The organism is Thalassovita litoralis (assembly GCF_900182725.1).
In the GTDB taxonomy this organism is placed as follows: domain Bacteria; phylum Pseudomonadota; class Alphaproteobacteria; order Rhodobacterales; family Rhodobacteraceae; genus Thalassobius; species Thalassobius litoralis.
Window position 1 is genome coordinate 1 of record NZ_FXTO01000052.1, and the last position, 13534, is coordinate 13534.

The 13534-nt window shown below is 58.6% G+C and carries 12 protein-coding genes and 1 pseudogene; 4 read left to right on the top strand and 9 right to left on the bottom strand.

Annotated features, from left to right (window positions below):
• The 5 genes and pseudogenes from FN828_RS21070 to FN828_RS19715 form a co-directional block, all read right to left on the bottom strand.
• Window positions 1–83, bottom strand: an 83-nt coding sequence (locus FN828_RS21070; RefSeq protein ID WP_328592221.1) for a hypothetical protein, incomplete at its 3' end; no start/stop codon positions are given.
• A gap of 11 nt (window positions 84–94) precedes the next feature.
• Window positions 95–205, bottom strand: a pseudogene (locus FN828_RS19700) (IS5/IS1182 family transposase); the annotation flags it as partial.
• Window positions 202–339, bottom strand: coding sequence for a twin-arginine translocation signal domain-containing protein (locus FN828_RS21160; protein WP_142495032.1), 138 nt, complete (start codon window positions 337–339; stop codon window positions 202–204). The gene FN828_RS21160 and the pseudogene FN828_RS19700, both read right to left, overlap by 4 nt.
• 1 nt (window position 340) lies before the next feature.
• Window positions 341–769, bottom strand: coding sequence for a c-type cytochrome (locus FN828_RS19710; RefSeq protein ID WP_142495033.1), 429 nt, complete (start codon window positions 767–769; stop codon window positions 341–343).
• Window positions 770–1369: 600 nt separating this feature from the next.
• Window positions 1370–2278: a LysR substrate-binding domain-containing protein gene (locus FN828_RS19715; RefSeq protein WP_142495034.1), complete on the bottom strand. Its 909-nt coding sequence runs from the start codon at window positions 2276–2278 to the stop codon at window positions 1370–1372.
• Window positions 2279–2370: 92 nt separating this feature from the next.
• Here FN828_RS19715 and FN828_RS19720 point away from each other — a divergent pair, with 92 nt between their 5' ends.
• A complete protein-coding gene (locus tag FN828_RS19720) occupies window positions 2371–3936 on the top strand; it encodes a trimethylamine methyltransferase family protein (RefSeq protein WP_142495035.1) in 1566 nt (521 codons plus the stop codon).
• Window positions 3937–4153: 217 nt separating this feature from the next.
• Here the strand turns inward: FN828_RS19720 and FN828_RS19725 are convergent, their stop codons facing one another.
• On the bottom strand, window positions 4154–5731 hold the full coding sequence (locus FN828_RS19725; protein WP_142495036.1) for a 2-isopropylmalate synthase: 1578 nt from the start codon (window positions 5729–5731) through the stop codon (window positions 4154–4156).
• A 290-nt stretch (window positions 5732–6021) separates the two neighbouring features.
• Complete coding sequence (locus tag FN828_RS19730) at window positions 6022–7419, bottom strand: MORN repeat-containing protein (protein ID WP_142495037.1); 1398 nt, start codon at window positions 7417–7419, stop codon at window positions 6022–6024.
• 154 nt (window positions 7420–7573) lie between these two features.
• Here FN828_RS19730 and FN828_RS19735 point away from each other — a divergent pair, with 154 nt between their 5' ends.
• The gene (locus FN828_RS19735) at window positions 7574–9235 is read left to right on the top strand and encodes an NAD+ synthase (RefSeq protein ID WP_142495038.1); all 1662 of its coding nucleotides are present in this window, start codon (window positions 7574–7576) and stop codon (window positions 9233–9235) included.
• A gap of 204 nt (window positions 9236–9439) precedes the next feature.
• Complete coding sequence (locus FN828_RS19740; protein ID WP_142495039.1) at window positions 9440–9991, top strand: 2OG-Fe(II) oxygenase; 552 nt, start codon at window positions 9440–9442, stop codon at window positions 9989–9991.
• A gap of 111 nt (window positions 9992–10102) precedes the next feature.
• On the opposite strand, the gene FN828_RS19745 is transcribed toward FN828_RS19740, so the two are convergent.
• Window positions 10103–11029, bottom strand: coding sequence for an MBL fold metallo-hydrolase (locus FN828_RS19745; RefSeq protein ID WP_142495040.1), 927 nt, complete (start codon window positions 11027–11029; stop codon window positions 10103–10105).
• Between the two features lie 159 nt (window positions 11030–11188).
• Between FN828_RS19745 and gltX the strand changes: the two genes are divergently transcribed.
• Window positions 11189–12511 carry a glutamate--tRNA ligase gene (gene gltX, locus FN828_RS19750; protein ID WP_142495041.1) on the top strand — a complete coding sequence of 441 codons (1323 nt, stop codon included), beginning with the start codon at window positions 11189–11191 and terminating at the stop codon, window positions 12509–12511.
• A 69-nt stretch (window positions 12512–12580) separates the two neighbouring features.
• Here the strand turns inward: gltX and FN828_RS19755 are convergent, their stop codons facing one another.
• Window positions 12581–13213: a DUF2202 domain-containing protein gene (locus FN828_RS19755; RefSeq protein ID WP_142495042.1), complete on the bottom strand. Its 633-nt coding sequence runs from the start codon at window positions 13211–13213 to the stop codon at window positions 12581–12583.
• Window positions 13214–13534: the final 321 nt, after the last annotated feature.

The following is a 13534-nucleotide window of genomic DNA, read 5'->3' on the forward strand; positions in this document are numbered from 1 at the left end:
CATGGCAACAACTCAGGCAGGCGTGAGACCGGCATGTCGGAGATGCGTGCGATGGCGTCGCCGAGCCATGCCTGCGGGTCGATGTCGTTGAGCTTATCCCACTCAACACCCGCCGATCATCAACCCTCGGCTTGCCATGGCTCTTGGGAAAGAACGGTCGCAGCCGCGCCATCTGTTCGTCGGTCAGCCAAAATAGATTGCTCATGATACCCCCTGAAAGTTTGGGGATTTGAAGCATGCGACCAATGCGATCTCAAGCCGATTAATGGGTCCTGAGCCTAGGGTTGTTACCCCCGCAGCAGCCAGAAACCCCCGGCGGGTCAAAATCAAATCAGACATATCAGTTGATCCCGTTTGCACGTTGTAATTCACGTATGTAGGCGACAATAGCTTTCACATCGCCTGTGGTCAGGCCAGACTGCACCGGCATGTTTCCAAACCGCCAATGATGCGCCTGCACGCCACGTTGCACCGCCATTTGAAAGGCCATGTCCCCATGATGGGAGGGTTCATAGATCACATGAACCAGTGGCGGCCCCGCGCCTTCGACACCAGCGGCATCGTTGCCGTGGCACGTAACGCATGTACCATCGAAAGCCCGTTTTCCGATCTGCGCCATATCCGATAGCGTTTCTGGTACAGTCACAGCAGCGATGGGGGCGCCCCTTTGTGGGGTTGGTTTGCTCGTGGTGTCGTTTGGAAGCAAAGTTGCGTAGGCAGTAGCGCCAAGCACCGCAGCGCCAGCAACAAGCAGAATAGATTTGTTCATTTGGATGTCCGTAACAGTCCGGGCGGCGCAGCAGCGCCGCGATGCAGGATTCAGGTCAGAACGGACAATACGCGAGGGGGTGGCAGATCAAGGGATCGAACCGGCGAATGACGGGCTAATGCTGGCGCGCGCGGGTAACGTAGCGGATACAGATGATGCTCAAGACTATACCCGCTTGCTTCGATGATCACATTGGGCAGGCATAACATCCCATGAAGGCATGGCAGCCCATCTTGTGTGTCGCCATTCAAGACCATGTCCGGGCAACCTGCGCAGTCTGCCAGACCAGCCATTTGCATATGATTGCCCATCTCATGATCACTCCCGGCCCCGACACGCGGGACCGATAAAAAAGTCACAAGACCAATCAATACAATGATCAAAGCTGTGCGCACATCTACTCCGGCAATGCTGAGTTCAGACTATGAAAGCACACACCCCGACCGTCAACTCATAGAAACTTGATTGAAACCCCGCCCCCAGAGTTCAGCCATTATTTTCCTGCACCTTGTTACCATCCGAGGGTATTGCAGCGAACGGCAAGCTGGCGCCGTCATGCTAGCCGTTGAAAACAGAGTGCGGCTGGCCGGATGTCGGTTTTCAAACGCGCGGTTGGGCCAACAGCCATTCGCGAACCTGTTGAGCACATTGCGACATGGAAATATCCCGTGGCCAGATCACATGAAACTGCAACCCCGTTGTCAGGACATGATTGGTCAGGCGCACAAGTACGCCGCTATCGACTAGGCCACCGACAAGATGCCGCCATCCCAACGCTACGCCTTGACCCGCCAAAACGGACTGGATGACCAGAACGTAATCGTTGATTTGCAATCCTTTCGGGATGCGCCGTCTGTCGATTCCGACCGCGCTGAACCAATCTGCCCATGTCGCGGCGGTACGGTAGGGTTCTTCCAGATGGATCAGTTGATGCAGCAGCAGGTCCGCTTCTGTCATTGGCGCGGAACGTCCCGCAAGATAGCCCGCCCCACAGACCGGATAGATTTCTTCGGGGGCCAGTGGTTCGGACAGATAGTTTGGCCAGTGGTTAGGATCACCGCCCCGCACGGCAAGGGGGATACCCTCGCCCAGAAGGTCCAGATCATGATCCGAGGTCTGGATGCGCAGGTCGATATGGGGCAGTTCTTCGCGGAACTGCGCCATCCGAGGCACCATCCAGAAGGACGCAAAGGCCGTAGAACAGGACAGGGTGACGTGGCTACCCGTCGTCACCGCCCGCAAATCACGGGCCGAACGATGAATATGGGATAGACCGATAGAGACATCTGCGTGAAACCGCTCTCCTGCTTCAGTCAACCGCACGCGACGGTATTCGCGCAAGAAGAGCGTCGCCCCAAGATGTTCTTCTAATCGCGCAATGGCATAGCTGACTGCCGCCTGCGTCATCCCCAGCTCCCGCGAGGCAGCGGTGAAGCTCGACAACCGGCCCGCCGCTTCAAATACGACAAGACTGTTGATCGACGGGACAAGGCTACGCAGGGTTTCCATAAATACAGCTTATCAAGTTTATCAGAACTTTCCTGCGTCACAGGCCCAAAGTAAAGGCCTAGCCTGCCATAAAGTTATCAAAAGGGTCGGTCATGGCAGACGGAGAATTCCACAAAACAAAACGCCAGCGCGGCGGTCGATCGCAACGGCGCGAGGCGCGTGTCGGTGTCGAACAAGGCACACACCGTCCCTATATCATACGGGGCATTCCAACCTATGACATCCTGTCCGACGAAAGCCTGACCGCCATCGAAGCCACTGCTGAACGGCTTCTTGCCGAGGTCGGGATCGAGCTGCGCGAAGATACCGAGTCGATGCAACTCTACAAACGTGCCGGAGCGCAAGTGACAGAACAGACTGAAGGTGTCTGGCGCATCAAATTTGAACCGGGAATGCTGCGTGAAATCCTAAAGACCGCTCCTGCCGAATTCACCCAACACGCCCGCAACCCCGCGAACAATGTCCGCATAGGCGGCAAGAACGTGGTCTTCGCCCCATCTTATGGGTCGCCCTTCGTGATGGACCTTGACCGTGGTCGCCGCTACGGCACGATCGAGGATTTCCGCAATTTCGTGAAGCTCGCTCAATCCTCGCCTTGGCTGCACCATTCCGGCGGGACCGTGTGCGAACCGACCGACGTGCCGGTAAACAAGCGTCACTTGGATATGATCTATTCACACATCCGTTATTCGGATCGCGGTTTCCTCGGCTCTATCACTGCTGCTGAACGGGCGGCGGACAGTGTGGAAATGGCGCGCATACTGTTCGGGTCAGAATTCACCGATGCCAATTGCGTGGTGATGGGCAATTTCAATACGACATCACCCCTTGTCATCGACGGGATCACAGCGGCTGGCATCCGAACCTATGCGGCTGCGAACCAAGGGTCCATCCACCTGCCTTTCCTGCTGGGCGGCGCAGTGGCACCACTGACGACTGCGGGCATGGTGGCGCAAGGTCTGGCCGAATCTATGGCCTCCTGCGCTCTGACACAGCTTGTCCGGCCCGGTTCTCCCGCGATCCTCGCCTCTTTCTTCTCTTCCATGTCGCTGCGGACCGGCTCGCCGACTTTCGGCACGCCGGAACCTGCCATCGGATCACTGGCAATGGGCCAACTGGCCCGCCGCCTGAACCTGCCGCTGCGTTGCGCGGGAAACTTCTCGACATCCAAACTGCCAGACGGTCAGGCCATGCAACAAAGCATGATGTCGATGATGTCCGCCGTTCAGGGTGGGGCAAATTATGTGTTACACTCTGCCGGGTTCCTTGATGGGCTTTTGTCCATGTCCTACGAAAAACTCGTGATGGACACCGACATGTGCGGCGCGCTCCATGCCTATCTGGACGGGATGGCGGTGAACGAGGACACACTGGCCTTCGACGCATTGGCCGAATTCGGCCCCGGACAGCATTTGTTTTCCACCCAGCATACGCTCAGGCATTACGAAACGGCCTACTGGGACTCGGCGCTGGACGACAACCAACCCTGGGAGACATGGGACGAACAAGGCGGCATCGACTATGCGCAGCGCGCCAATACCCGTTGGAAAAAGCTGCTGCACGAGTATGAAGCCCCACCGCTGGACGAGGCTATTGACGAGGCACTACAAGACTTCATGACCCGCAGAAAGGCCGAGATGGTCGATATGTGGTATTGATCCGAGCAGCCCCTCTGCCTGCCCCTGATATCTGAACGGCCACTCTGCTCGACCGTTGCCAAGGCGAATAGCCGTAATGGTGGGATGCTTTGGTGCGTGGGCTGTTGCCTTGGATCTTCCGTATGTTCCGCAAACACGTCGGAAAAAAGTCGACGACGAGGCATGATGAACGCCCTCAGGCGCAGCATTTTGATTGGCCCCGTCGTCGGTGGGTAGGTCAGGCGTGATCGCGGTAGTGGATTTCCTTGCCATCTGCGCCGGACCCGGCTTTGTCGCGGCGGGTGATCAGTCGGTTCAGCGCGTTCACATAGGCCTTGACGCTGGCCACCACCGTATCGGTATCAGCGGATTGTCCGGTGGCGATGCGACCGTTTTCTTCGATCCGAACGGACACTGTGGCCTGTGCATCTGTGCCTTCGGTGACGGCGTGAACCTGATACAGTTGCAGAACCGCGTTATGCGGATAAAGCTGCCTGACTGCGTTAAAGGCCGCGTCAACCGGGCCGTCGCCGGTGGCCTGCACCGAATGATCCACCCCGTCGATAGACAGGGTCAGGTCTGCTTCTTGCGGGCCATCCGTGCCGCAGATCACGCGCAGGCGTTTGACCTGAAGCGTGTCGGTTTCATCCTGACCCACCTGATCCTGCACCAGTGCAACCAGATCGTCGTCGTAGACCTCTTTCTTGCGGTCGGCCAAGGCCTTGAAGCGCACGAACACATCGTTCAACTGGTTTTCACCCAGATCGACGCCCAGTTCCTTCATCTTTGCGCGCAGGGCGGCGCGACCGGAATGTTTGCCCATTGCGATGTTTTTCGCGCTCAGCCCGATGTCTTCGGGTTTCATGATCTCGAAGGTTTCCACGTTTTTCAGCACGCCATCCTGATGGATGCCGCTTTCGTGCAGAAACGCATTCTTGCCCACGACCGCTTTGTTGAATTGCACAGGGAAGCCCGAAACGGTGGACACCCGCCGCGACAGGTTCATGATTTTCGTGGTGTCGATGCCGGTCTGCCACGGCAGGATGTCATTGCGCACTTTCAGCGCCATCACCACCTCTTCCAGGGCTGTATTTCCGGCGCGTTCGCCCAGACCGTTGATCGTGCATTCGATTTGGCGCGCGCCTGCCTCGACTGCGGCCAGCGAATTGGCCGTGGCCATGCCCAGATCGTTGTGACAGTGGGTGGAAAATATCACCTGATCCGCCCCCGGCACCCGTTCCAGCAACATGCGGATCAGATCGGCGCTTTCGCGCGGGGCGGTATACCCCACGGTATCGGGAATATTGATCGTGGTGGCACCGGCCTTGATTGCGATTTCCACGACCCGGCACAGGTAATCGTGTTCGGTGCGGGTGGCATCCATCGGGGACCATTGCACATCGTCGCACAGGTTGCGGGCGTGAGTTACGGTTTCATGGATGCGATCGGCCATTTCATCCATGCTCAGGTTCGGGATCGCCCGGTGCAGGGGGGACGTGCCGATAAATGTGTGAATACGCGGTTTTCCGGCGTGTTTCACGGCGTCCCAACAGCGGTCGATGTCTGTCATGCTGGCCCGCGACAGGCCGCAGATGATCGAATTTTTCGACCGCTGCGCGATTTCTTTGACCGCGTTGAAATCGCCTTCGGAGGCGATGGGAAACCCGGCTTCGATCACGTCAACGCCCATGTCATCCAGAAGCCCGGCGATTTCCAGCTTTTCTTCGTGGGTCATGGTTGCGCCGGGGGATTGTTCGCCGTCGCGCAGGGTCGTGTCGAAAATCAAGACGCGGTCTTGCTTGGTGGTCACAGTCATTTTGAAGCTCTTTGATTATGTTTGCTTAAGCTGGCGGCGCGAAGAAAGGCACATCCTCTGAGCGGTCGCGCCAGACGAATGGCACGCTCAGAGGCAGCTTAGCAGTAGCAGGGCGGCACAGGGCAATGCGCTGGCGGAGCAGCGTGCGTCTGTGGTGATATGGCCCTGAATAATCATGAGGCTGATTTATACAGGTCGAACAGGAAAAGAAAAGCGGGAAACGTGCAATACCCGTGAACTGCACAGACGTTGCGCAAGTCCCCGGTATTTTTCGTCAGTTCTGAAACGGGTTACTCTTTGACCAGTGCGCCGTTTTCCCATGCGCCGGTTTCTTCCTGCCCCGAGGCATAGCGCATGGTCCCGCTGCCCTGCCGTTTGCCATCCTTGAACATGCCTTCGTAGACATCGCCATTGGCATAGGTGGCCCGGCCTTGGCCGTTGATTTCACCGCCCTGCCACTGCCCTTCGTAACGGAAACCATCGGCGGCATTGATGGTGCCGGTGCCTTCGCGCTGGCCGTCGACAAAGCCGCCTTCGTAGATCATGCCGTTTGGATAGGTGGCTTTGCCCTGACCGTGGCGTTTGCCGTCTTTCCATTCGCCTTCGTAGCGATAGCCATCGGAATAGGTCATGATCCCATTGCCTTCGTTCTTGGCGTTGACAAAGCCACCTTCGTACACCGCGCCATTGCGATAGGTGGCTTTGCCCTGTCCTTCGATGACGCCCGCGCGCCATTCGCCTTCATAGGTGGCCCCGTCAGGGTAGGTGATTTTACCAACCCCGTCTTCGGCTCCATTGCGGAACTGACCTTCGTAGACGGACCCATCGGGATAGGTCACTTTACCCTGTCCTTCGATCTGTCCGGCGACCCAGTTGCCTTCGTAGCGATAGCCGTCAGCCCCGGCAAAGACACCCTGACCCTGCCGCCTGTCATCTGCGAAATCGCCCTGATACACATCGCCATTGGCATAGGTGACTTTGCCCAGCCCTTCGCGGCGACCGTTCACCAGATTGCCTTCGTATACGTCACCGTTGCTTTGGGTTAATTTGCCCTGTCCGTGAATTTGGCCGTTCTGCCATAGGCCGGTATAAACCATGCCATCGGGCATGGTCAGCGTGCCCTGACCTTCGCGGGTGCCGCGTTTCACCTCGCCTTCGTAGATCGCACCATCGGGGTATGTGATCGCGCCGTATCCGTCTTTGACGCCATTGGCCCATTCCCCGTCATAGATATAGCCGCCCGCGGTGCGCATGATTCCGCGCCCGTGATGCATGGCGTTGCGAAACTGGCCTTCGTATCGGGTGCCATTGGCATAAACAGCAACCCCGCGCCCGGTAATTTTGCCTTCGATCCAATCGCCTTCGTAGGTGGACCCGTCGCTGAACACGATTTTGCCTATACCTTCGGGTTTGCCCTTGGCGAACTCACCTTCGTAGACCGATCCATTGGGGAAGCGTGCAACGCCGTTGCCGCGAATCTCGCCTTCGACCCATTGGCCGGTATATTCGTATCCGTTGGGCAGCCGATAGGTTCCGGTGCCATGTTGCAGACCGTCCTTGAACGTCCCCTCGTAGACGCCGCCATCTTCGTATTGTTTCGTGCGGACCTCGTCCTCTTGCGCGTGGGCGGGCAGGGCGATCCATAGCCCGGCCAATGCGGCGACGATGATTTTGCGCGGGTCTGCCATTTGATGCCTGCCTGTGATCTGACGGTTGCCTGTTGATTGTGCGGGAAATCTAGTAGACCGCCCGGCCAGAGACAACGGGTTTTGCCCAAAGCGGCTTTCCCTCGGCGGGAAGTCTGCTAAATCGGGGGAAACGAGTTGAACCGGGGGCCAAGGCATGTCCGACAAATTCCGCCTGACCATAGCGCAACTGAACCCCACCGTGGGCGATCTGGCAGGCAACGCCGCCAAGGCGCTGGAGGCATGGGAAAAGGGCCGCGAGGCCGGGGCCGATATGGTGGCCCTGCCGGAAATGTTCATCACCGGCTACAACACGCAGGATCTGGTGATGAAGCCGGTGTTTCACCAGATGGCAATGGCCGCAGTGGAAACGCTGGCGGCGCAATGCGTGGACGGCCCGGCGCTGGGGATCGGTGGCCCTGTGGTGGAAAACGGGCATCTGTATAACGCCTATTTCATCCTGAAAGGCGGGCGCATTTCCAGCCGGGTTTTGAAGCATCACCTGCCCAATGAAACCGTGTTCGACGAGGTGCGGGTTTTCGACAGCGGCCCCCTTGGTGGGCCTTATTCTGTTGGGGATGTGCGCATCGGCAGCCCCATTTGCGAAGACGCCTGGCACGAGGATGTGGCCGAAACGCTGGCGGAAACCGGGGCGGAGTTTTTGCTGGTGCCGAATGGCAGCCCGTATTTCCGTGGCAAGATGGAAGTACGCCTGAACATGATGGTCGCGCGGGTGATCGAAACCGGGTTGCCGCTGATCTATCTGAACATGGTGGGGGGGCAGGACGATCAGGTGTTCGACGGGGGCAGTTTTGTGCTGAATCCGCATGGCGAACTGGCGCTGCAACTGCCGGTCTTTGACGAAGCGATTGCCCATGTGGACCTGGTCCGTGGCCCTGATGGCTGGCGGGTCGAGGCCGGGGAAAAGGCGCATCACCCCGACGATATGGAGCAGGATTACCGCTGCATGGTCGAGTCGCTGCGCGACTATTGTGGCAAGGCGGGCTTCGGCAAAGTTTTGCTGGGTCTGTCCGGCGGGATCGATTCTGCGCTGGTGGCAACCATCGCGGTGGATGCCTTGGGGGCGGAAAACGTGCGCTGCGTGATGCTGCCGTCTGAATATACCTCTCAGGGGTCTTTGGACGATGCAAAGGACATCGCGGAACGTCTGGGGTGCCGGTACGATTACGTCCCGATTGCCAAAGGGCGGCAGGCGATCACCAACACGCTTGCCCCATTGTTCGACGGCACCAAGCCCGACCTCACCGAGGAAAACATCCAGTCCCGCCTGCGCGGGCTGCTGTTGATGGCGCTGTCCAACAAGTTCGGGGAAATGCTGCTGACCACCGGCAATAAATCCGAAGTCGCCGTGGGCTATGCCACGATCTATGGCGACATGGCGGGCGGGTATAACCCGATCAAGGACATGTACAAAACCCGCGTGTTCGACTGCTGCCGCTGGCGCAACGCGAACCATCGCCCTGACTGGATGCAGGGACCGACGGGCGAGGCGATCCCGGTCACGATCATCGACAAACCCCCCAGCGCCGAATTGCGCCCCGATCAGAAGGACGAGGACAGCCTGCCACCGTATCCGGTGCTGGATGCGATTCTGACCATGTTGGTGGATGGCGAAGCCAGCGTAGCCGATTGCGTGGCTGCGGGGTTCGACCGGGCAACGGTGAAACGGGTCGAACATTTGCTGTATATCAGCGAATACAAACGGTTCCAGTCCGCCCCCGGCGCGCGGCTTAGCCCCCGTGCGTTCTGGCTGGATCGGCGCTATCCCATCGTTAACCGCTGGCGCGACCCAAGCTGAGGGTGGGCCGGATTTTTTGAAAAATCCGGTCAAAATTCTTTGCAAGAATTTTGCACCCCGCGCTGCGGTGGGGGCGGGCGAATCGGGCCGCGAATATTATTTGCTGTGTCGCGGTTCATTTTCGACCTGCCTGCCGTAAACAGACGCGCGGGGCGTGGGGAAATCGCTATGGGCGGGTTTCGATTTCCTGAAAGGCAGAGTCGCATGTTGACCGTCCATTCCATGCCGGGCGCATTTTCCATCGAAGAATGCGACCGGATTCGTGATCTTGTTGCGTTGCAGCCCGCCAATGACGCGCGTCTGGTGGGGTTGACCCGCGATCATAACATCCGCCGCGCCGATCTGGTTTGGCTGGATGATGTCCCCGAAGCCGCTTGGGTGATGGGCCGGATCATTGATCTGGTGCGGGCCGCCAATCGCGCGGTGTATGATTTCGATCTGCGCGAATTTGCCGAAAGCCCGCAGGTGGCCCGCTATGGGGCTGAACGCGAGGGGCATTTTGGCTGGCATTCCGACATCGGCGAGGGTCAATTGGCGTCAAAGCGGAAGCTGACGATGGTTGTGCAGCTCAGCCCCTCTGATGCGTATCGGGGCGGCGATCTGGAGGTGATGCCCAGCCATCATGTCGTGGCCGGAGATCGGGCGCAGGGTTGCGCGACGCTGTTTCCCGCGATGTTGCTGCATCGGGTGACGCCTGTAACGGATGGCGAACGTCATTCGCTGACGATCTGGGCGCACGGTCCGGCGTTTCGTTAAGATCGGGGCGGGGGCGTTGCCCCCACGGTGCTGTTGCACCGTTCCCCCAGAGTATTTTGGGCAAGATGAAAGACGGGCGGTCCGGTATAAGGGGCGCCCGTTTGTTTTGACTTAGCCGTCCAGCATCATCTGATAGCTAGCGGGGACATAATGGAATCCGTTGCCACGGGTTTCGACATAGCCCAACGCCGGGAAGGGCATGTGATAGCCGATGAACGGGATCTTGTCCGCGGCCATCATGTCCAGCATCTTGCGGCGGGTCTGGGCGGCTTGCGCCTTGTCGCGGTCGAATTTGACCTCCCAATCGGGGTAGGCCAGCGACCAGACATAGTGGTTTGCAAAATCCGCCCCAAGGATCAGTTGCTTGCCGCCGCTTTCCAGATGATAGGCCATATGGCCCGGCGTGTGACCGGGAGCCAGCATGGCGGTGACGCCGCTGGCGACGCTGCCGCCATCGTCCAGCATGGTCATGTTTTCGGCCAGCGGGCGCACGTTGTTTTCAAACCCGTCGTTTCCAGCCATGTCCCAGGCATCGAATTCTGCCGCGCCGGTGGCGTAGCGGGCATTTTTAAAGGTGGGCGCGCCATCGGTCATCAGCCCGCCGATGTGATCGCCGTGCATATGAGTCAGTACCACAGTGTCGACCTGATCGGGGCTGTAGCCTGCGGCTTGCAGTGCGGCGGCGGTGCCTGCGCCGTTCAGCCCGGTATCGAACAGGATCAGTTCGGTCCCGGTGTTGACTACGGTGGGTGTAAAGAAGAACTGTGCCTTATCCGTGGGAATGTGGTTGGCGGCGGACACTTCGGCAAATTCTTCCGACGAGACATTCATCCCGAAGATCGTTTGCGGCTCGGGAACGGTGCGGGTGCCTGCCAGCAGGGCAGTGACTTCAAAGCTACCCAGTTTGAAGCGATTGAACCGGGGCGGGGCCGCGCCCAGCATTTCAGCAGCGGCCAGAAGCGGGCTGCCGGATGCGGTCAGCGGCAAGGCCGCAGCGCCCATCAGGGCCGCGCGGCGGGTCAGGGTCGGTGATGTCATGATGGAATCCTCCCGTTAGGTGTTATCCTGCGCAAAAGTATAGTGCGGCGGGGTTGGACTGCTGATCCATTCACGACAACGTGAAATGATCCTGATCCGGGGGCTTTTCTGGACAAATCGGCGCGTCTGTGACAATGGGCGCGTAACAGGAGTATGCAAATGACCACCACCCGTTTTGCCCCTTCGCCCACGGGCTATATTCATGTGGGCAACCTGCGCACCGCGCTGATGAATTACCTGATCGCCCGCAAGGCTGGCGGCACCTTTATTCTGCGGATCGACGACACTGATCCAGAGCGGTCGAAAGAGGAATATGTCGATCAGATCAAGCGTGATCTGGAATGGCTGGGCCTGACTTGGGATCGGTTTGAACGGCAGTCACTGCGGCTGGATCGTTATGCGGATGCGGCGGATAAGCTGCGGGCCGCCGGGCGGTTCTATGAATGTTTCGAGTCGCCGACCGAGCTGGACCTGAAGCGCAAGAAACAACTGAACATGGGCAAGCCCCCGGTTTACGACCGCGCGGCGCTGAACCTGTCGGACGAGGATAAGGCCCGCCTGCGCGATGAACGGGGCGGGTATTGGCGGTTCCTGCTGGATCAGCAGCGGATCGAATGGACCGATGGGATTTTGGGCGATATTTCGATTGATGCGGCCTCGGTGTCTGATCCGGTGCTGATCCGGGCCGATGGGCAGGTGCTGTATACGATTGCATCGGTTGTGGATGACACGGATATGGGTGTGACCCATGTCGTGCGCGGATCGGACCATGTGACCAACACCGCGACCCAGATTCAGATCATGGAGGCGCTGGGCTACACCGCGCCCGGTTTTGCCCACCATTCGTTGCTGACTGGCCCGCAAGGGGAGGCGCTGTCGAAACGTCTTGGAACGCTGGCGATCAAGGATTTGCGCGAACAGGGTGTGGAACCCGCCGCATTGCTAAGCCTGATGGCGCGGCTTGGGTCGTCCGATCCGGTGGAATTGCGCACCTCGCTAGAGGAAATCGCCGCAGGGTTCGAGTTGACGCATTTCGGATCGGCCCCGACGAAATTCGATGTGCAGGATCTGTTCCCGCTGACCGGGCATTACCTGCAAACGCTGCCCTATGCCGATGTGGCCGATGAAATTCGGGCGCTGGGTGTGCCGGATGATCTGGCGGAACGGTTCTGGACCGTGACGCGCGACAACATCACCGTGAAGGCTGATCTTCAGGGCTGGTGGGCGCTGTGCCGCGATGGGGCCACGCCGGTGATCGAGGATGAGGACCGCGAATTTATCGCGCAGGCGATGACGATGCTACCCGAAGGGTCGTTCGATGGCGATACCTGGAAAAGCTGGACCAGCGCGGTGAAAGACGCCACAGGCCGCAAGGGCAAGGGGCTGTTCATGCCGCTGCGCAAGGCGCTGACCGGGCAGGGGCATGGGCCGGATATGGGCGATCTGATGCCGCTGTTGCAGGTGATCCGCGCCCGCGGCTAAGCGGTCTGTGACGCCGATAAGAAAAAGGGTCAGCCTGCGTGGCTGGCCCTTTTTCTTTGTCAGGTTCGGTTATGTCAATTGCGCCTCGAACGCGGCCAAGTGGCTGAACGAGCCATCCAGCAGGTTTTGATAAACGTCTTCCAGCACGGTGTCTGTAACTCCGCTCATGGCGGCGGTGATGTCGTCAATGTCGGTTAGTTCGATCAGGCGTCCCACCTCCAGCGCGTCAGTCAGCGATTGGCTGCCTTGCGCCAGCAGGGCGTCATACAGGTCTTGGAGTTCATCGTTCTGGAACTCACCCGCGTCAGCGAAAACAAAACTGTCACCAAACAGGCCAAGCTGTTCCGCCTGATTTAGCAGCGCATCGAAATGGTTGTCTTCTGACGCGGCGATGTTGTCGAAGAACCGGGTGCCGTACAGATCGCCAAAGGCCTCATACAGATCACCTGCCATTTTTTCTTCTTCCAGCATGAACAGCAGGGTCGAAATGTCGCTCATGTCGTAAGGAAGGAACGATTTGTCGGGACGTGCGGGATCGCCGGGGTCCGAGATTGGCGCCGGGGCGGTTTCAACGGCTGCTATGTGGGGCGCGATAGTATCCTGCGATGCCACATCAATCAGGTGTTTCCAGCGATTACCCATTTCAGACAATTGCGCCTGCAATGCGGCAAGATGATCGGTGTGTTGGGGCATGTGGTGCATGGTGTGCCTCTGATTTTATATTCCAAATACAATATATGTCATTGGGCAAAAAGGCAATGTTCGCTCTGCCGGGACAGGCCTTTGATTTGGTCGGGAATTTTTGAAAAACCTTTTAAATTATAAGGTTAATCATATTTGTGCGGCGGGTTGCCGCAAACCTTCCGGCACTGGAAGGTTTGGGTGGCTAGGCTCAGGACCCATTAATCGGCTTGAGATCGCATTGGTCGCATGCTTCAAATCCCCAAACTTTCAGGGGGTATCATGAGCAATCTATTTTGGCTGACCGACGAACAGATGGCGCGGCTGCGACCGTTCTTTCCC

Bases quoted from the DNA above. Each gene is read 5' to 3' on its own strand.
- FN828_RS19720 (WP_142495035.1), top strand. From the start codon at position 2,371: ATGGCAGACGGAGAATTCCACAAAACAAAACGCCAGCGCGGCGGTCGA.
- FN828_RS19715 (WP_142495034.1), bottom strand. From the start codon at position 2,278: ATGGAAACCCTGCGTAGCCTTGTCCCGTCGATCAACAGTCTTGTCGTA.
- FN828_RS19735 (WP_142495038.1), top strand. From the start codon at position 7,574: ATGTCCGACAAATTCCGCCTGACCATAGCGCAACTGAACCCCACCGTG.
- FN828_RS19745 (WP_142495040.1), bottom strand. From the start codon at position 11,029: ATGACATCACCGACCCTGACCCGCCGCGCGGCCCTGATGGGCGCTGCG.
- FN828_RS21160 (WP_142495032.1), bottom strand. From the start codon at position 339: ATGTCTGATTTGATTTTGACCCGCCGGGGGTTTCTGGCTGCTGCGGGG.
- gltX (WP_142495041.1), top strand. From the start codon at position 11,189: ATGACCACCACCCGTTTTGCCCCTTCGCCCACGGGCTATATTCATGTG.
- FN828_RS19730 (WP_142495037.1), bottom strand. From the start codon at position 7,419: ATGGCAGACCCGCGCAAAATCATCGTCGCCGCATTGGCCGGGCTATGG.
- FN828_RS19725 (WP_142495036.1), bottom strand. From the start codon at position 5,731: ATGACTGTGACCACCAAGCAAGACCGCGTCTTGATTTTCGACACGACC.
- FN828_RS19710 (WP_142495033.1), bottom strand. From the start codon at position 769: ATGAACAAATCTATTCTGCTTGTTGCTGGCGCTGCGGTGCTTGGCGCT.
- FN828_RS19755 (WP_142495042.1), bottom strand. From the start codon at position 13,213: ATGCACCACATGCCCCAACACACCGATCATCTTGCCGCATTGCAGGCG.
- FN828_RS19740 (WP_142495039.1), top strand. From the start codon at position 9,440: ATGTTGACCGTCCATTCCATGCCGGGCGCATTTTCCATCGAAGAATGC.